The sequence below is a fragment of the Streptomyces sp. NPDC006207 genome (assembly GCF_040613835.1).
In the GTDB taxonomy this organism is placed as follows: Bacteria; Actinomycetota; Actinomycetes; order Streptomycetales; family Streptomycetaceae; genus Actinacidiphila.
Window position 1 is genome coordinate 78,808 of record NZ_JBEXSX010000031.1, and the last position, 21,828, is coordinate 100,635.

At 68.9% G+C, this 21,828-nt stretch carries 18 protein-coding genes and 1 pseudogene; 11 read left to right on the forward strand and 8 right to left on the reverse strand.

Annotated elements, in window-relative coordinates:
* Positions 1-42: 42 nt before the first annotated feature.
* A complete protein-coding gene (locus ABZ312_RS24490) occupies positions 43-1,401 on the forward strand; it encodes a dihydrolipoyl dehydrogenase family protein (protein ID WP_500438786.1) in 1,359 nt (452 codons plus the stop codon).
* A 223-nt stretch (positions 1,402-1,624) separates the two neighbouring features.
* Here ABZ312_RS24490 and ABZ312_RS24495 read toward each other — a convergent pair whose 3' ends face one another.
* The 5 genes from ABZ312_RS24495 to ABZ312_RS24515 form a co-directional block, all read right to left on the reverse strand.
* Positions 1,625-2,068, reverse strand: a complete 444-nt coding sequence (locus tag ABZ312_RS24495; protein WP_500438787.1) for an OsmC family protein — start codon at positions 2,066-2,068, stop codon at positions 1,625-1,627.
* Positions 2,069-2,137: 69 nt separating this feature from the next.
* Positions 2,138-3,802: an ATP-binding cassette domain-containing protein gene (locus ABZ312_RS24500; RefSeq protein WP_500438788.1), complete on the reverse strand. Its 1,665-nt coding sequence runs from the start codon at positions 3,800-3,802 to the stop codon at positions 2,138-2,140.
* Positions 3,799-5,568 (reverse strand): ABC transporter ATP-binding protein/permease, encoded by a 1,770-nt coding sequence (locus ABZ312_RS24505; protein ID WP_500438789.1) that lies wholly within the window; start codon positions 5,566-5,568, stop codon positions 3,799-3,801. The genes ABZ312_RS24500 and ABZ312_RS24505 overlap by 4 nt, the downstream gene beginning before the upstream one ends.
* On the reverse strand, positions 5,565-6,851 hold the full coding sequence (locus ABZ312_RS24510) for a cytochrome d ubiquinol oxidase subunit II (protein ID WP_500438790.1): 1,287 nt from the start codon (positions 6,849-6,851) through the stop codon (positions 5,565-5,567). Before ABZ312_RS24510 ends, ABZ312_RS24505 begins: the two co-directional genes overlap by 4 nt.
* Positions 6,844-8,208 carry a cytochrome ubiquinol oxidase subunit I gene (locus ABZ312_RS24515; RefSeq protein ID WP_500438791.1) on the reverse strand — a complete coding sequence of 455 codons (1,365 nt, stop codon included), beginning with the start codon at positions 8,206-8,208 and terminating at the stop codon, positions 6,844-6,846. Before ABZ312_RS24515 ends, ABZ312_RS24510 begins: the two co-directional genes overlap by 8 nt.
* A gap of 432 nt (positions 8,209-8,640) precedes the next feature.
* Here ABZ312_RS24515 and ABZ312_RS24520 point away from each other — a divergent pair, with 432 nt between their 5' ends.
* From ABZ312_RS24520 to ABZ312_RS24540, 5 genes are all read left to right on the forward strand, one after another.
* Positions 8,641-10,521 carry an amidohydrolase gene (locus ABZ312_RS24520; protein WP_500438792.1) on the forward strand — a complete coding sequence of 627 codons (1,881 nt, stop codon included), beginning with the start codon at positions 8,641-8,643 and terminating at the stop codon, positions 10,519-10,521.
* 129 nt (positions 10,522-10,650) lie between these two features.
* Entirely contained in the window at positions 10,651-11,313 is a 663-nt protein-coding gene (locus ABZ312_RS24525; protein WP_500438793.1) for a hydrolase, read from the forward strand.
* Between the two features lie 47 nt (positions 11,314-11,360).
* Positions 11,361-11,885 carry a DoxX family protein gene (locus tag ABZ312_RS24530; RefSeq protein ID WP_500438794.1) on the forward strand — a complete coding sequence of 175 codons (525 nt, stop codon included), beginning with the start codon at positions 11,361-11,363 and terminating at the stop codon, positions 11,883-11,885.
* Entirely contained in the window at positions 11,866-12,603 is a 738-nt protein-coding gene (locus ABZ312_RS24535) for a YoaK family protein (protein ID WP_500438795.1), read from the forward strand. Before ABZ312_RS24530 ends, ABZ312_RS24535 begins: the two co-directional genes overlap by 20 nt.
* A gap of 265 nt (positions 12,604-12,868) precedes the next feature.
* On the forward strand, positions 12,869-13,543 hold the full coding sequence (locus ABZ312_RS24540; RefSeq protein WP_500438796.1) for a TMEM175 family protein: 675 nt from the start codon (positions 12,869-12,871) through the stop codon (positions 13,541-13,543).
* 236 nt (positions 13,544-13,779) lie between these two features.
* Here the strand turns inward: ABZ312_RS24540 and ABZ312_RS24545 are convergent.
* The 3 genes and pseudogenes from ABZ312_RS24545 to ABZ312_RS24555 form a co-directional block, all read right to left on the reverse strand.
* Positions 13,780-14,058 (reverse strand): annotated as a pseudogene (locus ABZ312_RS24545) (helix-turn-helix domain-containing protein); the annotation flags it as partial.
* Positions 14,059-14,519: 461 nt separating this feature from the next.
* Positions 14,520-14,795 carry a WhiB family transcriptional regulator gene (locus ABZ312_RS24550; RefSeq protein WP_500438797.1) on the reverse strand — a complete coding sequence of 92 codons (276 nt, stop codon included), beginning with the start codon at positions 14,793-14,795 and terminating at the stop codon, positions 14,520-14,522.
* 669 nt (positions 14,796-15,464) lie between these two features.
* Positions 15,465-16,190 carry an alpha/beta fold hydrolase gene (locus ABZ312_RS24555; protein WP_500438798.1) on the reverse strand — a complete coding sequence of 242 codons (726 nt, stop codon included), beginning with the start codon at positions 16,188-16,190 and terminating at the stop codon, positions 15,465-15,467.
* 349 nt (positions 16,191-16,539) lie between these two features.
* Here ABZ312_RS24555 and ABZ312_RS24560 point away from each other — a divergent pair, with 349 nt between their 5' ends.
* The 5 genes from ABZ312_RS24560 (at position 16,540) to ABZ312_RS24580 (ending at position 21,401) form a co-directional block, all read left to right on the forward strand.
* Positions 16,540-17,535 (forward strand): AraC-like ligand-binding domain-containing protein, encoded by a 996-nt coding sequence (locus tag ABZ312_RS24560; protein ID WP_500438799.1) that lies wholly within the window; start codon positions 16,540-16,542, stop codon positions 17,533-17,535.
* Positions 17,536-17,741: 206 nt separating this feature from the next.
* Positions 17,742-18,071, forward strand: a complete 330-nt coding sequence (locus ABZ312_RS24565) for a CU044_2847 family protein (RefSeq protein WP_500438800.1) — start codon at positions 17,742-17,744, stop codon at positions 18,069-18,071.
* A gap of 15 nt (positions 18,072-18,086) precedes the next feature.
* Positions 18,087-19,061: a S1 family peptidase gene (locus ABZ312_RS24570; RefSeq protein ID WP_500438801.1), complete on the forward strand. Its 975-nt coding sequence runs from the start codon at positions 18,087-18,089 to the stop codon at positions 19,059-19,061.
* Positions 19,062-19,726: 665 nt separating this feature from the next.
* Positions 19,727-20,011 carry a hypothetical protein gene (locus ABZ312_RS24575; protein WP_500438802.1) on the forward strand — a complete coding sequence of 95 codons (285 nt, stop codon included), beginning with the start codon at positions 19,727-19,729 and terminating at the stop codon, positions 20,009-20,011.
* A 397-nt stretch (positions 20,012-20,408) separates the two neighbouring features.
* Positions 20,409-21,401 (forward strand): helix-turn-helix domain-containing protein, encoded by a 993-nt coding sequence (locus tag ABZ312_RS24580; protein ID WP_500438803.1) that lies wholly within the window; start codon positions 20,409-20,411, stop codon positions 21,399-21,401.
* Positions 21,402-21,828: the final 427 nt, after the last annotated feature.

Sequence of the window (21,828 nt, forward strand, 5' to 3'; positions counted from 1 at the left end):
CGGCCGCAGGTACGCGAGATGGCGCACAGGACAGGGGCGGACATGAGCGAGCAGACGGACGTCGTCGTGATCGGGCTGGGGCCGGGCGGGGAATACGTCGCGGGCAGGTTGGCCGAGGCTGGGCTGGATGTGGTCGCGGTGGAGGCCGAACTGGTCGGAGGCGAATGCCCGTACTGGGGTTGTGTGCCCAGCAAGATGATGATCCGCGCCGGCAACCTGCTTGCCGAGGCCCGCCGTGTCCCGGGCCTGGCAGGGGAGGCGTCCGTCCGTCCGGACTGGGGCCAGGTCGCCGGCCGCATCCGGGACGAGGCCACCGACGACTGGAGCGACCGGGCGGCCGCCGACCGCCTGACCGGAAAGGGAGGGCGGCTGGTCCGAGGCACCGGGCGGCTGACCGGGACGCGCCGGGTGGCCGTCGACGACCGCACCTTCCAGGCCCGGCGGGGAGTGGTCCTGGCCACCGGCAGCCGCCCGCGGATCCCTCCGGTGCCGGGTCTGGCCGGCACCCCGTACTGGACCAACCGGGACGCCGTGGCGGCGAAGGAACTTCCTGCCTCGCTGGCCGTGTTGGGCGGCGGGAGCATCGGTGTGGAAATCGCCCAGGTCTTCGCCCGTTTCGGGTGCCGTGTCACAGTCGTCGAAGGCCAGGAACGGCTGCTGTCGGCAGAGGAGCCGGAGGCCGGGCGGCTTGCCGCGGACGTCCTGCGAGCGGAGGGTGTCACCGTTCTGACGGCCGCCCGGGCCGAGCGGGTGAGCCACAACGGCGCAACATTGACCGTCCACCTCGACACGGGGGAGGCGGTCGGCGCGGAGCGACTGCTGGTCGCCACCGGGCGCCGCGTCGACCTGGCCGGACTGGGCGTGGACACGGTCGGCATCGACCCGGCGGCCCACATGGTGAACACCGACGGGCAGATGCGCGCCGGCGACGGCCTGTGGGCGGTGGGCGACATCACCGGCCGGGGCGCCTTCACCCATGTGTCGATGTACCAGGCGCAGATCGCAGTCCGGGACATCCTTGACATTCCCGGTCCGGACGCCGACTACCGGGCGCTGCCCCGCGTGGTCTTCACCGACCCGGAGATCGGCGCGGTGGGGCTTACCGAGCGGCAGGCCCGCGACCGGGGCCTGCGGGTGCGTACCAGCCTCCTCCCGCTGTCCTCCTCCACCCGCGGCTGGATCCACAAGGCGGGCAACGAGGGATTCGTCAAGCTGGTCCAGGACGCCGACCGCGGCGTCCTGGTCGGCGCCACCTCCGTGGGCCCGGCGGCAGGCGAGGTGCTGTTCGGCTTGGAGGTCGCCGTCCACGCGGAGGTGCCGGTCGAGCGGCTGCGGAACATGATCTATGCCTACCCCACCTTCCACCGCACCATCGAAGCCGCCCTCGCGGCCCTGGGCTGAGCGGCGCGCGATGGCCCATCCGGACGCTGAAGCAGGACCGCGGGCCACGCGGATCCGGAATCCGGGCGAGGCGCGCCGGTCGCGACGTGCTGGAACTGCCCTTCGACCTGTGCTCAGTGTTCTTTCGGTCACGGCTCTGGCCGTGCGAGTCCTGCTGGTGGTTCTGGCCGTTGTCACCACGATCGGGCGGCCGTCGGACCAGGAGGGCTGACGGCCGGTCGCTTCAGTGCCGGTCCTCGCTGGTCTCGATCGGCACCCCCGCCCGGACGGCCAGGGTGACCGGGGTGCGTTCGGCGACGTCCAGGAGCCGGGCACGCTGCGGGTCGTCCAGCTCTCCGGCCAGGGCTATCCGTCGAATGATCCGGTCGGCGGCGGGGCCCTTTGCGGTTGCCGGAGCCTTCTCGTAGGCCAGACGCACTCCAAGGCCGCTGAGCGGCCAGCCCTTGCGCTGCGCATACATCCGCAGGGTGATGGCGGTGCATGAGCCGAGAGCGGACAGCAGCAGGCCAAAGGGCGTCGGGCCGGTGTCCGTGCCGCCGAGGGCCTCGGGCTCGTCCGCGGTCAGTGTGTGGTGGCCGGTCCGGATCTCGATCCGGTAGTCCTGGTCGGTGGTGCGGGCGACGGCAAGGGCTACCCGTCGAAGAGCGGTGGTTTCGGTGGCGTCCATGTCTCGGGTCCTGTTCGTGCAGGTGGCGCAGCGGCTGCGGTGCGCCGTGAATGGGGGCTGTGCGTCGCCCTAGCTCCGGGCGCTCAGCGGTTGCCGGGCGCGTGGCTGCAGCCGCAGGGTGTGGGTGGCGGTGAAAGGGATCAGTTCGTGATGCCGGTCAGGTAGGGCGATCACCAGGGCGCTGTCCGGCAGGGCCCGGCGGACACACGTCAGCATCCGCACCGCGGTCCGGCCGTCGAGGCCGGTCGTCGGTTCGTCGAGCAGCAGGACCGCCGGCGCCCGCAGCACTGCCCTGGCGATCGCCAGGCGGCGTCGCTGGCCCTGTGACAGCGCGCTGCCCAGCGGGCCCGTCGGGGTGTGGAGGGGGAGCCCTTGCAGGGCGGCGGCCGTCAGCGCGGCCCGGAGTGTGTCGTCGTCCGCGCCGGGGGCGGCCTGCCGGAGGTTCTCGGCGACGGTCGCGTCGGCGATCCAGTCTTCCGCCTCGACAAGGGTGAGCGTATCGGCGATCACACTGGCGGGCAGGGAGCCGACGGGCGCGCCGGCGAGCAGCACCGACCCGGGAGCCGCAGGGGCGATCCGTCCGGCGAGAGTCTCCAACAGGGTGCTCTTCCCGCTGCCGTTGGGCCCGGTGACGACGACGACGTCACGGCCTCCGATCACCGCCGACCAGCTGGTGCGGTCGTCGCCGACACCCACGGGCACCCGGCGGGCCACCAGGGTCCGCGTCGGCCCCGCGGTCGTCGTCGGGAGCACGGGACGATGGCCCTGCACGAACGGGCGGTTCGCCAGATCCTCCAGCCGCAGCGCGGCATCGGCGGCCAAGCCGTGGTCGCGGAGCACTTGGGGAAGGGTCTCCATCAGTTCGTACGCGGCCGCAACCAGTAGCACCTGTCCGATGGCGTCGGCGGCAGGCTGGGTGAACACGGGACCGGACAGCGCCAGGACCAGGACCGCTGTCTGGCCCGCTATGGCCAGCAGCCGCAGCAGCAGCCGCGCCCGGCGCATCACCACCGCGACCGCTGCCTCCGCGCGCCGGGCCTGGTCAACCGACCGCGCGACCTGGCCGCGCACCATGTCGACCGCGCCCAGGCAGCGCAGTTCGGGGAGCGCAGAGCGCGCGCTGAGCAGCGCGGTGCGGGCCGTGGCGCGGGCATCTGCGGCTATCCGTTGGTGCTTGCGGGTTCGCCGGTCGGCGGCCACTGCCGTGGCCGCCGAGACCACGAGCAGCACCAGCTCGGCGGTGCCTGCCAGAGGACTGGCCACCAGCAGCAGAGCGACGACCACGGTGGCCGTCAGGCCGATCCCGGCCAGCGGCGGAACAACTTGTGCGGGTATCCCGCCCACCGCTTCCACATCGGCAGTGAGCCGGGCCATCAGGGTGCCGTCGCGTCCGTTGCGCAGTTCACGCGCCGGCACGGTGGTCGCGGCGCGGACCAGCCGGGAGCGCAGCGAGACAGTCGCGCCCAGCAGGGCTCCATGGCTGACCAGGCGTTCCGCGTACCGCAGACCGGTGCGGCTCAGGGCGAGAGCGCGGACGGCACCCGAGGGGTACATCCATGACCAGGTGGTGTTCGCCTGTGCGGTGACCACCGCGCAGGCGGTCAGGAACCAGCCGGACACTCCCAGCAGACCGGCCGCGCACAGTTCGGCCGTCCCGGCAAGCGCCACCGCGTACAGCAGGTCGCGTCGTGTGCGGCGGTCTGCCGCCGTCCACAGCAGCTTGAATGCGTTCACAGCGTCCTCCCGGTCCCGGCCAGCCGGCCCTGGCTCAACTGCACGACGTCGTCGGCGACCTTGAGCAGCGCGGGACTGTGTGTGGTGACGACCACGGTGCGGCTGCGCGCCAGCGTCCGTATGGCGGCGATGACGCGGGCCTCGCCGTCGGGATCCAGATGTGCGGTGGGTTCGTCCAGACACAGCAGCGGAGTTTCGTGGAGCAGCACGCGGACCAGCACCAGTTGCTGCATCTGCCCCGAGGACAGCCCCCAGCCGCGCTCGCCGACCGGGGTCTCCAGGCCGTGGGGGAGCGTGGCGAGCAGATCCTCGAAGCCCAAGGCTGTGAAGGCGGAGGTCAGTTGCTCGGTGTCAGCTTCGGGCCGGGCCAGCAGCAGGTTGTCCCGCAGCGTGCCCGGTAGGAGGAAGGAGGGCTGGCCGGCCCACACCGTGACGGCCGGGGAGGCCGGCAGGGTGCCGGAACCCACGCTGTGCAGGCACCGCCCGCTGTCCGGGGCGCGCAGGCCGGCCGCCACGGAGAGCAGGGTGGTCTTGCCCGCGCCACTGGGCCCGCTGATGGCCAGGACCGAACCTGGCCGCACCGTCAAGGTGACGTCGTCCAGGGCGGCCTCGTCCCGGCCCGGGTACCGCACCCCCACTGCCTCCAGGATGACACCGGCAGGGCTGAGTCGACTCCGGCGACGAACGAGGGGCACGTCGGTCACGGGACCACCGGCCGGTGCGTACGGAGCCGGGTCGATGATCTCCGCGATCAGATCGGCCGCCGCGGCGGCCTCGGCGCGGGCGTGGTAGCCGCGGGCGAGGTCCCGGGCGGGGGCGAAGTACGCCGGGGTCAGGACAAGCACGAACAGTGCGGTGTCCAGGCTCATGGTGGATGGCACCACCGGCAGGTCCAGGTAGCCGAGCAGGGCGAGGCCGCAGTACGTGGCGACCACGGCCATGGCCACGGTGATGAGGAGCTCGATCCAGGCGGTCGAGAGGAAGGCCACCCGCAGGACGGTGCGGGTACGCGCGGCCAGTTCCCGGTCGTCGGCCTCGGTGGCGCGTATCGTCTCTTCGCCGGCTCCCAGGCCGACGAGCGTGGGCAGTCCGCGCAGCCGGTCCAGCAGGCGGGTGCTCAGCGTCCGGGTGGCGGTGAGCTGGGCGTGCACGGCGGCGCGGGTGCCCATGCCGATGACCTTGAGGTTGACGGGCAGCAGCGGGGTGGCCAGTACCAGCACCAGAGCGACGGCCCAGCTGCCGGCCGCGATGGAGGCCAGCACGATGCCGCTTCCCAGCAGCATCGACCGCCGGGCGGGGACGTAGGTCGTCAGCCATCCGGTCAGCCGGCCCACCTCACTGTCGAGTGCTTCGCCGAGAGCGGCGTCTGACACCTCCTCGGACGGCGCGCCCTTCGTGGGCAGTGCGGCCCGGAGCAGTCGGGCGCGCAGATGGTCTTGGACCGCGGCCGCTCCGTCGTCGGCCACCCGGTCGGCCACTGCGAGCAGGATCCCGCGCAGCAGCAGCCCGGCGGCGACCATGGCCGCACCGCTGAGCACCGGAGCGAGCGCCACGCCCCGGTACTGCGACCGCAGTGCGGCCTCGGCCGCCCAGCCCAGGCCTGCGGCCCACAGGACATGACCCGTGGCCGCGAGCCCGCGCAGCGTGCCGGCTCGCCGGAACGCCGGTTCGCCGACGGACGCCCATGCGGTGAGCAGCCGGGCTGTCTGTTGCTGACCGTCGTCGTCGCGGCTCAGCCTGGCGAATTGGTCGGCGACGTCGTTCATCGCCCGGCTGCTCGGAGGTCGAATTCGCCGGCTGATGCCGAGCGGCGGTCGGATCGAATCCATACGGCGAGTGCGGTGAGGCAGAACACCGCGATCCCGGTTGGACCGATCCAGGTGGCCACACCGCCGAAGATGTCCTGCGAGACGGCCGCCACCGCAACGGCAAGCAGCGTCAGCAGCACGCGCCGCACCACGAGGGCCACACGCGGACCGCCGCCGCGGGCACGCGACACCGGCGCATCAGCGGTGTGCTCCTCAGCGCCGACGGTGTCGGACCGCCCGGGTGACTGGTCGGTGAGGGCTGCCGGCTGGGTGAACTTCCCGCGGAAGACCCACCACGCGTAGATGTTGTACGCCAGCACGACCGGCATGCACCCGCCCACCCCGATGAGCAGGAACAGCTGCGAACCGTGCGGGCTGGCCGCGGCGTGCACGGTCAGGTCGGGCGGGACGACGACGGGAGCGGTGGCGGCCACGAGCGCGAGCAGGCCCGCGGCCTCCACACCGGCCACGGCGGCGAATGGGCGCCAGTCGGGCCGGCGGCCGAAGCCGTACCACGCGATGGCCCAGCAGACCACGGCAGCGGCCACAGCCAGGCCGAACAAGGTGGTGCGGAGCGGCTCGTCAAAACGGAAGCGCTGCGGGTCGGCGCCCGAGAGCCCGAGCGCCAGGACCACGCCGGCCACCGCGACCGTCACCAGCAGCGGCCGGCCCAGCCGGCCCGCCCGGTGATGGGCGGTCCCCACGGTCTTGTCCTGCAGCCATGCGGCGCCGGCCAGCAGATGCACGGCCGCCAGCCCCAGGGCACAAAGCACGCTGTACGGCGTGAACCAGTCGAAGGTGCCCCCGGTGAACACCCCACCGCGATGGGGCAGCCCGGACAGGACGCCTCCGGCCACGAGCCCCTGGCACAGCGAGGCCACCAGGGAGGAGAGCCCGAAGACGAGGCCCCAGCCGCGCCGGTAGCCAGGAGCGGCGCTCTGCAGCTCGATGGCCGCGCCGCGCAGCACGATGGCCAGCAGCATGACCACGAGCGGCAGGTAGACGCCGGGCAGCACGGTGGCGTAGACACCGGGCAGGCCCGCCCACAACGCCACCCCGGCCAGAATGATCCAACTCTCGTTGGCATCCCAGGCAGTGGCGATCAGCTCGTTGTACTCCTTGCGCCGCCGGTCGCTGCGGTCGAACAAGCTCAGAATGCCGATGCCCAGGTCGTAGCCGTCGAGCAGCAGATAGGCACCGAGCGCGAACAGGACCAAGGCGTATGACGCGTACTCAAACATGATTCACCCCGGACGGGTTGATGGTGGGGCTGGCGTCCGCCACCAGGTGTTCGGGGCCTGTGCGCACCGTGCGGACGATGTAGCGGATCCACAGCCCAAGCAGCAGCGCGTAGACGCTGACGAAGCCGATGAGGCTGGCGAGCGCCGCGCCGAGGGAGAGCTGGGAGACGGCGTCACTGGTGCGGATCAGGCCGTAGACCACCCAGGGCTGCCGGCCGGTCTCCGCCGTGATCCAGCCGCCGCTGATCGCGATGACACCGGCGGGGGCCATCCAGACCATCAGCCGGTGGAACCGCCGGGCGGCGTACAGCCTGCCGCGCAGCCGCAGCACCACTCCGGCGAAGGCCATGGCGAACATCGCCAGAGCGGTGAAGTACATCGCCCGGAAGCCGTAGAAAGCCGACCACATGTTGGGGCGATCGCCCTTCGGGGTCTGCAGCAGCCCGGGAACCTTCGCCTGGCCGGTCAGATCCTTGCCGATGACGGCACCCAGGTGCGGGATCTCGACGTGGAACTCGTTCTCGCCCTTGGCCGTGTCCGGCACCACGAGCAGGTTGTAGCCGTTGTTGTCGGTCTTCCAGTTGCCCTCGAAGGCCTGGAGCTTCGCCGGCTGGTGCGCGCCCATGAACGCAGCGGTCGCGTCCCCCACGTACAGCTGTACGGGCATCAGAATGGCCAGCACTCCCAGGGCGATGGACAGGGTGCGGCGCGCGAAAGGCAGCGCCCGCTGCTTGACCAGGTACCACGCGGCGATCCCGCCGATGAACCAGCAGGCGCTGATCAGCACGGCAAGCAGGATGTGCGGGTACCTGTAGGAGAACGCCGGGTTGAACAGCACGTGCCACCAGTCGCTCGCCCGGAACTGGCCGTTGACCTCGGTGAACCCCACGGGATCCTGCATCCAGCTGTTGGCCGACAGGATCCACGTCGTGGACAGCAGGGTGCCGACGACGATCATCCAGCAGGCGAACGCCATGGTGCGGGGGCGCACCCGTCCGTCGCCGTACAGCACGATGCCGATGAACCCGGCCTCCAGAAAGAAGGCCGTGATGACCTCCATGCCGATCGTGACACCGAGGATCGGCCCGACAGCATGGGCGTAACTTCCCCAATTGAGACCGAATTCGAAGGTCATGACGGTTCCGGCAACCACACCGAGGCCGAACCCGACCGCGAATATCTTCTTCCAGAAACGGAACACCTGAAGGTACAGAGGATTTCCGGTCCTGACGTAGACCGTGTACATCACCGCCAGGAAGAGGGAAAGTCCAACGGTCAATGCGGGGAAACTCATGTGAAACACTGCGGTGATGGCGAATTGCCATCGAGAGATCTCCACCACTGCGGGCGTGGCCACGGAAGTCTCCTTTCGGTCGATTTCGGGGGCCGGCAGCCCTGGTGGTGAGGCTCGAAACGGACCCGCCCGTGTCCGGCCCGGGGCAACGGCTGGGGCGCCGCCGTGCATGAGGGGAAGCGACCGGATCAGCCGGCTCCTGACGTCACCTTAGAACCGCCGGTGGGCATGTCTTTCCCGACGGTGCACCGCGACTGTTCTCGCAGCGCAATAAGCGCGAGATGCGCCTACCCCCAGTGCACCTCCGGTGCAACGCAGTGCGCTGCCAGGCAACATGCCGATGTCGGGGAGCCCTAACGTAATGCTCGAGTGCGGATCGGACCTGTTCTTCCCCCGTATCAACCACTCGGCCGGCACGGCCGCCCGCACATGATGGAACCGGGCCTTTCAATCGGAATCCGCTATCGTCCTTTGGAGTCTTTCGAGGTGCCTACAATGCCGGTCGGCGGGTTGATTCCCCGCGCCGCCGACGATGCCGCTGACGTAATCGTCCGCAATGCGAAGATCTACACCGGAGACAGCAGCCGCCCGCACGCCGGAGCTCTCGCCATCCGCGACGGGCGCATCTCGGTTGTGGGTGACGACGCGGACGTCGCTCCCTTCGTCGGGCCCGCCACCACGGTCGTCGACGCCCTGGGCCGGCGCGTGGTCCCCGGCCTCAACGACGCCCACCTGCACGTGATCCGAGGAGGCCTGAACTACGTCCTCGAACTGCGCTGGGACGGCGTGACATCGCTGCGCCAGGGCCTGGCGATGCTCCGCGAACAGGCGGCCCGGACCCCCAAGGGCCAGTGGGTACGCGTGGTGGGCGGATGGTCCGCCGAGCAGTTCGCCGAACGGCGGCTGCCCACCCCCGCCGAGCTGAACGCGGCCGCACCGGACACTCCCGTGTTCGTCCTGCACCTGTACCAGGCGGCGATCCTGAACCGGGCGGCGCTTCAGGCCGTCGGCTACACCAAGGCCGCCCCTGACCCCAAGGGCGGCCAGATCGTACGCGGCAGGAACGGTGAGCCCAACGGCATGCTCCTGGCTGCCCCGAGCGCGCTGATCCTCTACTCCACTCTCGCCAAGGCTCCGACGCTGGAGGGTGAGGACAAGAAGACCTCCACCCGGCACTTCCTGCGCGAGCTGAACCGATTCGGGCTGACCTCCGCGATCGACGCTGCCGGAGGTTTCCAGAACTTTCCCGACAACTACGGCACGGTGACGGAGCTGGCCAAGGAGGGCCGGCTGTCGCTGCGCATCGCCTACCACCTGTTCCCGCAGACCCCCGGCCAGGAACTGGACGACCTGGTCCGCTGGATCGAGATGGTCCGCCCCGAGGACGGGGACGAGTGGCTGCGGTTGAACGGCGCCGGTGAGAACCTGATCTGGGCCGCTGCCGACTTCGAGAACTTTGCCGAGCCCCGCCCCGAACTGAGCGGCGACTACGAGGCCGAGTTCGAGAAGGCGGTCCGCCTCCTCATGGAGCACGGCTGGGGCTTTCGTCTGCATGCGACGTATGACGAGACCATCAGGCGGGACCTGGCGGTGTTCGAGAAGCTTGCCGCGGAGGGGCTGTTCCCGGCCGGGAACAGGTGGCTGTTCGACCATGCGGAGACCGTCTCCCGGGACAGCCTCGACCGCGTCGCGGCCCTCGGCGGGGCGATGTCCGTGCAGAACAGGATGTCGTTCCAGGGCGAGGCGTTCACCCGGCGGTACGGCCTCGGCGCCGCCGCGGAAGCCCCGCCCTTGCGGGCCATGCTGGAGCGTGGGCTCACCGTCGGCGCAGGCAGCGACGCCACCCGGGTGTCCACCTACAACCCCTGGGTCGCCCTGCACTGGCTGGTCACCGGTCGGACGGTCGGCGGCACGGTCCTGCGGCCGCCGCAGAACCGTGCCGACCGGGAGACCGCACTGGCCATGTACACCAGGGCCGGTGCCGCACTGACCGGCGAGGAGGATGTCAAGGGCGTTCTGCGGCCCGGCTTCCTCGGCGACCTGGCGGTCCTGTCCCACGACTACTTCACCGTGCCGGAGCAGGACATCCCGCACATCGAGTCGGTGCTGACCGTCGTCGGCGGCCGGATCGTGCACGCCGCCGCCGAGTACGAGGGCCTCGACGAGGAACTGCCCTCCATCAGCCCCGCGTGGAGCCCCGTGGCGCACTTCGGCGGCTACCAGGCCACCCCCCGGGCGGGACTGCCGGGCGTTCGCCAGGCGGAGTCGATCAGCGAGGCCGTCGCGGAGTCGGAGCAGCACCGTCAGTGGCGGGCACATCGCGGCCTCGTCCCGGAAACCGCGGGCACGTTCGCCGACCCCTGCTTCACCCTCTGAACTCCCCCGGGGGCCAGGCACTTCAGCCAACCCTCCCCGGGTCCCCCCCCAAGGCTCCGTCCACAGGACGGTTCCTGCCGCGGCGCGGACAGCCGTCCGCGTCACCACTCATGGAAAGGTTCCACCCTCATGGTCGACATCGCCGAGGTCACCGCGGCTCCCAGCCCCGACCTGCTCACCCCCGACAACTGCGCGGTGCTGTTCGTGGACCACCAGCCGCAGATGTTCTTCGGCACCGGCAGCGGCGACCGCACCGCGATCGTCAACGCCACCGTGGGCCTGGCGAAGGCCGCCAAGGTCTTCGATGTCCCCGTCGTTTTGAGCACCGTGGCCGCCGAGTCCTTCTCCGGCCCGATCATGCCGCAACTGCCGGCCGTCTTCCCCGACCACAAGATCATCGACCGCAGCACGATGAATGCGTGGGAGGACGTCGCCTTCGTCGAGGCCGTCAAGGCGACCGGTCGCAAGAAGCTCGTCATCGCCGGACTGTGGACCGAGGTCTGCGTCGTTCTGCCCACGCTCTCCGCCCTGTGCCAGGGCTACGAGGTCTTCGTGGTGACCGACGCGTCCGGCGGTGTCAGCCCGCAGGCCCACGAATACGCCGTCCAGCGCATGGTCCAGGCCGGCGCCGTACCGGTGACCTGGGTGCAGGTACTGCTGGAGCTGCAGCGGGACTGGGCGCGTACGGAGACGTACGGCCCCGTCACCGACGTGGTCAAGGAACACGGCGGCGCCTACGGCCTCGGAATCGTCTACGCGCAGGCCGTCATCGGCGCGCACGCCGCCGGCTGACCCCCTCCCGCCACAGGACTGAGACCCAGGAACAGGAACGACACGCAATGGACACCGGACTGCTTATCCTCCGGGTGGTGATGGGCCTGCTCATCGCCGGCCACGGAGTGCAGAAGGTGAGCTTCCGACTGGGAGGCCATGGTCTGGCAGGGGGAACCGAGGAGTTCCGCCGCGATGGGTTTCGCGGTGGCTCCCTCACCGCGCTGGCGGCCGGAACCGGCCAGATCGGTTCGGGCCTGTTCCTGGTGCTCGGGGCACTCACACCGGTGGCGGCCATGGTCGCCATCGGTGTGATGACCGTCGCGATCACCGTCAAGTGGCGGCACGGGCTGTGGGTGCAGAACGACGGCTACGAGTACCCCCTGGCGCTGGTCGTCGTCACCGGGGCGCTGTCCCTCACGGGCCCCGGCCGCTGGTCCGCCGACCACGCGGCCGGCCTGAACTCCTGGCCGGTGTGGCTGTCGGCTGCGGCGATCGCGCTCGGCCTGGCGAGCGGCCTCCTCACTCGCGCAATCCTGCACCGCCCGCTTGCACACGAGAGGACGACAGTCGATGCGCGCACTGCTGACTGACGCGGCCCGCACCCTCATGCCGCCCCGTGCCGACCGGCACGGCCCGCTGCCGCCGCTGATGCTGATGCTGACCGTGGTCACCGGCGTGGTCGACGCGGTGACCTACCTCGGACTCGGACATGTCTTCGTCGCCAACATGACCGGCAACGTGGTCTTCCTCGGCTTCGCGCTGGCCGGAGCCCAGGGATTGTCCGTCCTGGCGTCCGTCGTGTCACTGGCGGCATTCCTGGCCGGTGCACTCGCCGGAGGCCGGCTCGGCGTCCGGCTGGCGGCCCACCGCGGACGCCTGCTGGCCGTATCCACCGGCACACAGACGGCCTTGGTTGCCGCGGCCACCATCACCGCCATCGTCACCGACAGCCGCGTCACCACTGCGGTCCAGTACACCCTGATCGTGCTGCTGGGCCTGGGCATGGGGCTGCAGAACGCCGTTGCCCGGCGCCTCGGCATCCCCGACATGACCACCACCGTGCTCACCCTCACCCTGACCGGACTCGCAGCCGACTCCACCCTGGCCGGAGGTACGGCCCCACGGCCCGGCCGACGGATCCTGGCCGTGCTGGCGATGTTCCTCGGCGCCCTTGCCGGCGCACAGCTCGTCCTGCACGGGCAGTTGGCGGCGGCCCTCGGACTGGCCCTTCTCCTGCTCCTGGTCACCACGGTGACCACCTACCGGCTCGCGGTACCCAATGCCCCCTGGGCGCCGCCGCTCACCTGAGGCGTGCGGGTCGGGCCTGCGGAGTGCGGGACGGGCGGTCACGGGAGGCTCGCGCCGGCTGCTGCTGCCGACCGCACGCATGTAGTGGTTACGTCCGGTCGCCCCCGTGCTTGAGCCTGAGGCGTGGGCGTTCGCTGAAGCGCGGCGAATCCGCCATCCCCGTTTGAACTCACCCCGGCTGAAGGCTGCAAGGGCCGTCCGGCGGGGCGTTGCCCGTCGGGCCGCCCCGCCGCCCCGGCGGCCCAATAATGATCCGAGGACAGCAATGTCTCAACACCGCTTTCCGGTCCGCCGGTTCTCCCGTTCGGAGACGGCCCGTGCCGAGACCTTCAGCGACGGCATCTTCGCGATCGCGGTCACCATCCTGGTGCTCGGCCTGACCGCCCCCGCGCACCGACCCGGCCGGCTCGCGCACGCCCTTGAGTCGCAATGGCCCGCCTACGTCGGCTACTTCGCGTCCTTCAGCTATGTCGCTGTGATCTGGCTCAACCATCACCAGGCCTTTGTGCGGATCCGCAGCATGGACCGGGGCCTGCACGCGGCCAACTTCTTCGTGCTGTTCACCACGGCGGCGCTCGCCTTCCCCACAGGCGTCGTCGCCGATGCGCTGCAATCCGACGTCTCCGGCGTAGATGCGCGGGTGGCGGTCGCTTTGTACGCGTCCCTGGCATCGGTGATGTGTCTGAGCTGGCTGGTCCTCTACCATCACCTGGGCCGCCACCCCGAGCTCATGGACCCAGAAGTCGAGCCCACTTATGTGCCGCATGGCCTCCTTCGCTCCTGGGCCGGAGCGCTGGTCTACGCCGTCGCCGGAGTCTTGGGCTGCCTCATCTCCCCGCTGATCGCACTGGGTGTCTTCATCGTTCTGCCCGCGTTCTACTTCGTTTCCAGCGAAGGGCTGCCGGCAGGGCGGGGCCTCGCCGGCGATACGGGGGCGTGACGTCGGCTCTGCGACTTCAGGTGGCACCACATCGCGCTGTACGCCGCAAGAACTGCACATGGGCGCCGCCTACGGGGGCAACGCCGCCAGCCTGTGCCATGTCTGGCCGAGTCAGGAGGGCGGGGGCTGCGGTATCGCCTTCCTTCTGGCGGGCCGAACGTGCATCTGCCGGCCGCCTGTCACTCGAAGCGTGTGGGCAGCAACGGCCGACCGGCGGCAAGGGCGTCGAGGCCTGCTATTTCGCGAGCGCGGCCCAGTTCGCATACCTGGCCTCCACCCGCGGCCGTGCGATGCGGCATGGTCCGTGGACGGCTGGACCGGTCCTGCAGCCCTGCACGCCTTCCGTCCGCCAGCGGCGGACCGAATTGTGGGCAGTGGCGCGCGAGATGCCCATCTCATCCGCGACATGTACGAAAGGCCGACTCCGAGCAGGTCCGGTCGACCAGCAGTCGTCTGCCGTGAACGATCAGCCGGGCCTCTACGGTGCGACACGAAAGACCTCCGGTGCGGTGCAGTCCTAGACAGCTCCACCGCACCGGAGGTCTTGCCATGATCAAGCACCAACCAGTGTCAACAATGTCCCAGGTCAATGCACCTAGGCGCAGCTCCGGCGGTTCCTCGGTGCCGAGATCGGCGTTGATGTCGAAGCCGACCGCACCGTGCGACACCCCCGGATGTCCGATGTCGGCACCCAAGTCGAAAGCGGCCCCACCGACCACCTCGGCCAGTTCCTTCTCCTCACGCTGCCGCACAGCGTGGTCGTGGTGCTCGCCGATCCGTTCGACAAAGTTCTGTATGTGTCCGTGGTGTCGCCTGTCGGTCTGCTCAGCATCGCTCATGATAAAGATCCTTCGCATATTGCCTCAGGCCCGGCAACTGCGCCGGGTGAAAGGGCTGGTGATGTTGTACGTTCCGGACCTACACCCCCGCCCGTCGTACTGGGTGATGCCGACGTGCGAAGTCCTGTTCGGGGCCGTCAGAGCATGCGGACTCGGTCCGCCTCCGACAGGCCACCCCATACGCCGTACCGCTCCTGGGTGTCGAGCGCCATGCGTGCGCATTCCTGCCGGACCGCGCAGGTGTCGCATACACGACGGGCTCTCTCTTCGCGCTCTCTGCGCTGCCGGCCGCGCTCGCCACTGGGTGAGAAGAACACAGAGCTGTCCATGCCGCTGCAGGCAGCGAAGTGCTGCCAGTCCCACAGGCGGCTCAAGGGCCTGAGTCGGTCCAAGTACTTAGGCGTCTTTGGCATGGGCGAGCCCCTTCGCAGAATGTCCTCGTCGGGCTTGTTCGGGATTCAGGAAAGGTTGACAGGCTGGTTGATCCCAGCTGACAGGTAACCGAAAGCTGTCGCCGGCGCACGCTGTCGGCGGGCAGAAGAGCCAACTCAGCGGATGGCACGGACGGCACGCAGGATCAGCTTCGCGACGACACTGGGCGCGCTCAGCCCCATCGGCATGGGGTGCGCGAACCCGCACCGTGTGGGCACGGGCGTGATCAGCCATCCACTGTTCGGCGGCAGGAGGAATGTTGCACGAGGCACCAGCGCTCGGAAAGGCCTTCCAAGCCGCAGCGGTGGCCTTCTCCTGCAGAGCCTTGACGGTGACCGACCGCTGACTCATAACCATCATCTGAGTGAGTGTCGACCGGGACTCCTGCGGCGAACTGTTTACGGAAGAGAGCCTGCCTGATGAGCAGTTCCTCGGCGACCGCCGACCGGCAGCGGATAGAACCGGGTGGCGGCCTGTGCCAAAGGTGCTGCGGGGAAATCTGCTGGTGAGATCCAGAACGCCTTCCCCACCTCAGGCACGACGGCCGCAATGTATACCAGTGCCTTGACCCGAGGATTTCCACTTGGGGCGTGGCTGATAGCACGGCCGGTTGCGGGCGTCGACGAGACCTGCAACCGGCCGGCAAGTCGTCAGCGGATGCTGGCTGTGACGGCCTCGTGGATGAACTCCGCGACGCGCTTGGGATGGGCGAGCATGACCAGGTGGGAGGAATCGACCTCGGCGGTGGTCATGCCGGCCCGACGGTAGCCATAGCGCTCCACATCAGGGTTGATGGTGTGGTCGGAAGAGCACACCAACCCCCAGGAAGGCTTCGTCCGCCACGCCGCGACCGGAGCCTTCTCCGCGAACGCCAACGCTGCCAGCGGGCGTTGGGACACAGCCAGGACGGTCGCGAGGTCGCGGTCGACATCTGCCGCGAAGATGTCCGGGAAGGCGTCGGGTCGGACAGAGACGTCGGTGCCGGGCTCACTCGAACCCTCGACCGGGAACGGCGTGTACACGAGCACGGAGGCCAGATCGGAGTCCGGGAACCGGCCCTGCAACTCACCGAGGCTTTCCCCTTCTTCCAGGGCGTAGCCCGCCAGGTACACCAGCGCCTGGACGTTGTCCTCCGCGCCGGCCACGGTGATGACGGCACCCCCGTAGGAATGACCAACCAGGACGACCGGTCCGGGTACCTGGCGCACGACCGAAGCGATGTATTCGGCGTCTCCGAGCAGACTGCGGTTGGGGACCGCCGGAGCCACCACGTTCAGGCCCCGGGCAATGAGCTCAGGGATGACACGGGCGAAACTCGAAGCGTCGGCGAAGGCGCCGTGAACCAGAACGACGGTCGGGGTGGCAGAGCTGGACATAGCAAGCTCCTCAAGGCAGAGGGTGGGAAGGGGGGACGGCCTCACAGCCTGAAGCGGTGGGCCTGCTCGAAACGCTAGGGGAGCCTGGCTGGTCAGCCTTGCCTGTTCGTGCTCCGCGGTTGCCCCTCTGTGCTTACCTACACCGAGGACACGGGCTCAGCCAGATGTGGCGCTCTGAGCTGATCGGCTTCACGTTCATCCGACACTCACAGCCGATGCACAAGGAGGTTTTGCGCCGCGATTCTTCCTCCGATTCTTCCTGGACGGCACAACGACGGAGTGGTGACATCGTCAGGGCCGCACCGCGGCTCCCACCGCCGGTCGATCAGATGCCCCTAGGGGAAGCCTCGTGTCCATCGCCCTTTCCACGTCCGCCCTTTCCACGTCGCAGTTGTCCGCCTCCGACCGGGCGGAGTGCTGGCACGAAGTGGTGGCACGCACCTTCATACCGCTCGATGTCAACCTCCTAGAAGATGAGCCGTCACCTGGAACGATTGTCAGCAATCAGCTTGGCCCAGTGCGGGTCTCGCGTGTCCAGGCAGGACCGCAAGTAGTGACGCGCAGTAAACGCCTCATCGCTCGGGATGGTCAAAGATTTCTTACCCTCAGCCTTCAACAGCGAGGTACCGCAATACAGGAGCAGGACGGGCGAGAATCTCTAATAAAACCGCGCGAGTTCACCATATCCGATTCCTCTCGCCTGTTCAGAAAAAAACTTCAGAGCGACTTTTGTTTCACCTCCTTTCACTTCCCTCGGGAAGAGCTTTGCGTGCGGGACGAGGACCTGCGGGCGCTGACTGCGACAGCCTTCACGAGCGACACGGGAAGTGCCGCACTGGTGGCGACCTACTTCGCGCGCATGGCGCGCGAAGCAGCGGGCTTCGACGCCGCAGTCGGTCGTCAGGTCGCCGCCACTGGGCTCGACCTGCTGACGATCTTGATCGACGAGCGGCGCGGTCGCTTCACTTCCCAAGCTCCGGAGCTCGCCGCGGCCACGCTTGTGCGGGTGAAGGACCACATCATGCGAAACCTTTCCGACCCCGACCTGTCACCCTCCACGATTGCCGCAGCGCACTTCATGTCGGTTCGCTATTTGCACAAGTTGTTCGGGCTCGAGGGGACCACGGTGGGCGGCTGGATCCGGATGCAGCGCCTGGAACGATGCCGCAGGGATCTTCTGCGGCCCGCGGCCGTGGGCATCGGGGTGGCAGCCGTGGCCCGACGCTGGGGTTTTGTGAGCCCCAGCCACTTCAGCCGTGTCTTCCGGGCGGCTTACGGTATGACGCCTCGCGAATGGCAGGTTTATGGCCTGCCCGGTGAGCGGCGCACCACTGAGGGGCTTTGAGGTGTGCCTTTCCTCTCCGCTCTGGACGTGACCGACGGCAGAAACTGCGGTGCGACCAACGGCAGTGCAGCCGCCTCTCCATCACGCCGTTTCGCCCGCTGAGAGTCCGGATTGGGCCAAGATGGGGACGCGCATGGCCTGGTCCGCTACCTTGACGGAACGGGTCTTGGACGCTCGGGTACGGCCTGATCATGGGGGAGGGGCCGATGCGAAGTCTTGCGCGTCTTCCGCTGGAGGGTGGGGGTTCAATCCTGTTCGAGGCCCCGGAGATATCCGACGGGCCGGTGAAGGCCGGACGGGTCAGCGAGGCGATTCACGACCTGCCGCAGACTCTGCAGGAGGCCCTCGGACCGGTCACCGACATGGCCCGGGCCGCGCTGGAACAGCTGCGGAAGGCTGGCCCGGACGAGGTCGAAGTCGAGTTCGGGGTTGACCTGTCGGCCCAGGCCGGCGCGGTGATCGCCAAGAGCGAGGCCAGTTGTCACCTGCGGGTGACCGTGACCTGGCACCGCGCACCTGGCGCAGACGCTCCCTGACCCCAAGGGGCTTCGGTGACATCGACGAACGCCGTTGCTTCGGCCCCCGGCAGCGGGCCCGGGCCCAGAATCCAGGCGGCGGTTGCCCAGATCCTGTCCGCCGAAGGCGGCGTGGTCGGGGCGGGGTTCCTGATCGGCCCGGACGTGGTGGTCACCTGCGCGCACGTGGTGCGTGCTGGCGGCCACGGCCCCGGCGACAGGGTGCAGCTGGTCTTCCCTCGCGCGGAATGGGCTCCGCAGGCCGAGGGACAGGTGCTGATCGGGCCGTGGAGGGCCTCGGACGCCGACGACGTGGCCATCATCCGCCTGAGCGACGTACCGGCGACGGTGGAGCCCTTGCCGGTGGGGTCGGCGGCCGGGTGCCGCGGGCATTGGGTGCGCTCCTTCGGGTTTCCCGCCCAAGCCCCGCCGGGTGGGCACTTCGGCTACGCAACGGCCGGTGACCTCCTGCCCCCCACCGACGCGGACGGCGGGGGCGGGCTGCTGCAGCTGACCGGAGCCAACGACCTGACCCAAGGCTTCAGCGGCGGCCCCGTCGTCGATGAGGTGACCGGCCTGGTGATCGGCATGGTCACCGCCATCACCGCACCCGACGGCCACCTTCGCGGCCAGAGCATCGCCTACGCCACACCCACCGAGATCCTGCGCGACGTCTGGCCCGACCTGGTCCAGCGCGAGGTGAGCCCCTACCGGGGCCTGGAACCCTTCACCGCAGAACACACGGCATGGTTCCACGGGCGAGACACCGCGGTGGACACGGTGCTGTCGGCCCTCGCCGAGAACCGGCGCGCCCTGCTGCTGCTCGGCCCCTCCGGGTCGGGCAAGTCCTCCCTGATGCAGGCGGGAGTTTTGCCCGCGCTTGAAAGCGGCCGGCTGCCCGGCAGCGACCGGTGGCTGCCGGTCCTCGTCCCCCGCCCCGGCCGGGATCTGCTGACCGAACTGGAACGCCACGGCCTGCCCGGCGCCGAACACCCTGACGGAAACCCCTAGGACTCGTCCGGCTGGCCATGGTCGGAGCCAGATGGCGAGTACTGCTGCGATGGCTGCACCGAGGAGGATGTAGCTGCGCTTGCCGTATCCGTTGGCCACGGCCGCGGGTTGTCTGAGCTGGCTGAGACTTTCGCGCGGTGGTGTTGTGTACCGCTCTTCGGCGAAGCCTAGTGGGCGTCCGCCGCGGGGGCCGTAGCTCTCGGTTTTCTCTGGGATGCTGTGCCGGATGCCCCTACGTCGTAGGTACTGCCCGGGCTCCCCAGGGCTGTGGTGGCAACGTGCGCAGGTCTTCCTGGGCCGCCCGAAACCTCGTCGGAGAACCGCGGCGTCACGCTGTCGAGCCGTCGTCGACGGGGCAAGTGGCCTGTAGTGCCGTCGTGTTGTGCAGTTTGTCCGATCAACTACGGCGCATGCAGGGCTGATTGACGGCCGTCGCTTGGCACTTTCCGAAGCCCTCGGAAACCTTCCTGGCGTCCGGCGACAGAACATCCCATCACTGATCATGTGACCTGGGAAAAGTGCGATTTGACGAGAATATGCGGATTCGTTTTTCGCACACTGTGTCGCTATGGTCACGCACAGAGACGCGCGCAGGTCCTCACAGGGCTACAGACCACGTACGAGGGCCTGCGCGCGCTCCTCAACTACAGCTCTAAGGAGACCCGATGGCTCGATCCCCTCGTCGCCAAGGCGCGACACCAGTTGCCCGGAAGGCGCCTGGAAAGCAGATTAACAGGGGCGACGAAATTGCTGCTCGCGTTGCCAAAGCGGGCAAGGCAACCTTCGTTCGGTTCCTTGCGGTACCTGTCTTGCTGATCCTGCTGATCTTCGGCAAGGCTCTGGGTGCCCAGACTCTCGCCGAACTGGCCTCGCAGGTGCTGGGCGGTGTGCTCGCGGGAGTGCTCACAGGTGCCCTGATCTGCTGCGGAAAGCATAGGCAGCGCTGCTGAACGCGCTGTGGTCCGGTTCGGGTTCAGGCCCGGACCGGACCACCCCGGGGCCCGCCCGCGCCGGCGACGAAACGCCAGCGTGCCCCGTCCGAACAACGAAGCACACCGGTCATTCGGGGCCGGTCTACGCGACGTAATTAGCGACAACACCCTCTGACCGACAGGAGGAAAAGCCGTGACCTGCTGCGCCTTCTGCCTTTCACCCTTGCCGGCAGTGCCCAGAGTGGGACGCCCCCAGAAGTACTGCTCGACCACATGCCGCCAAGCCGCCCACCGAGCACGTCGCCAGAGCGGCCTGGCACCACAGGCCGAGGCTGTCCCCGCATCCGCCTCAGCTACGAGCCCATCCAAAGCGTCGCCTAACGCTGCACTGCCGCAGCGAACGCCTCCAGGACGCTTGGAAGGACTCCTCCACGTCGTCATTCAAGACTTCCAGGACGACGCACGCGTACTGCTTCGCCAGCTGGGGTCCGCAGACCCCGAGCACCTTCTCGACCAGGTGCGGCAAATGCGGACGCGGCTGGAGTGCCTCACAGCCGGTCTCGTCGGCAATGCGCGGCTGCGTCAAACCACGTGGAGCCGCGTCGGGCAGGCTCTGGCCATCAGCGAAGACACCGCCCGGCATCGCTACACCGACGACTACATCCTGCGCCGCCTGAACCAGGTCGCCCATCCGCCGTCAGCGCCCACCTCGCTACGCGCCTTGTATCAGGAGCCGCCGCGGCACGGCGTCGAGGAACCAGGCCAAGATGACGAGATTCCGGCAGTGGTCGAAGGCAGCAGCGCAGCCTATAACCAGCTTGCCCCGGTCCTCTCCAGACTGGCCCGGGCCTCCCAACTCCCGCTACAGAACCTGGCACGGCAAGCCCGCTGCTCGCCCTCGTACCTCAGTCGCGTCCTGAGCGGACAGAGGGTTCCCTCCTGGGTGATCACCGAGCGTTTCGCAAGAGCCTGCGGCGCCGATCCCGCCGTACTAAGGGAGGTGTGGGAATCTGAGCAGTTGCGGCGGCGGCCGTCACGCGACCCCGCCGGCGAAATCGATTCACTAGCTGGCATCAGCACCCGTACCCAAGCGCTTCAGCGGCTGATGGCAGCCCTGCGCACCCTGCACGTGCGAGCCGGACAGCCCTCCGCGCGGCAAATCAGTCGTGCCTCCCAGTGGGGGCTACAACCTTCCCAGGTCACTTCCATCCTGGACGGCGCCGAGCCGTGCGACTGGCCCACGCTCCTTCGCTTGCTGGATGTACTGGGCGGATCTCCCACATACTTCCACCCCCTATGGCTTGCTGCCGCTCAACTGCCCAAGGATCGCGGCAGCTCAGGCTCGGACAACTACGTTCCCGGCGCGTCAAGACGGGTCGAACCAGCTCATGCTGCTCCCACTCCTTAAATGTCCTCAGGCTCCCTCGAACTGTGTCGCCGAGCGATCTTGCCTCATCGTTGACAGATCGCTTTGGCTCCGGGGTCCAACCGGGGGAGGAGGGAGGGGATGCTGCTCTCCAGCAGGATCCCTGCCCACGCAAGTGGTGATCTCCAGTGGGAAACGCCAATGCGGCGCTCTTGCTCAGCCGGCGGCGCGGCAACGCGATGGTGACATGTCTTCGTGGGACCGAACAGTCTCCCGACACCTGCGCCATCTGGCGGTCTGCGCTCGACGTGCGGCTTGGCAGAGCCGCCCGAGGGCCCATGAGCTGCTGTGATTACTGCTGATGGCGATCGTGGCTAGTGTCCTGAGTCGTTGTTTCGCTGCGTAAGTCGGTGGTGGTTCGTCATGATGGGCGGATGGCGAGGACGGGACGGCCGAAGGCCGAGTTGGT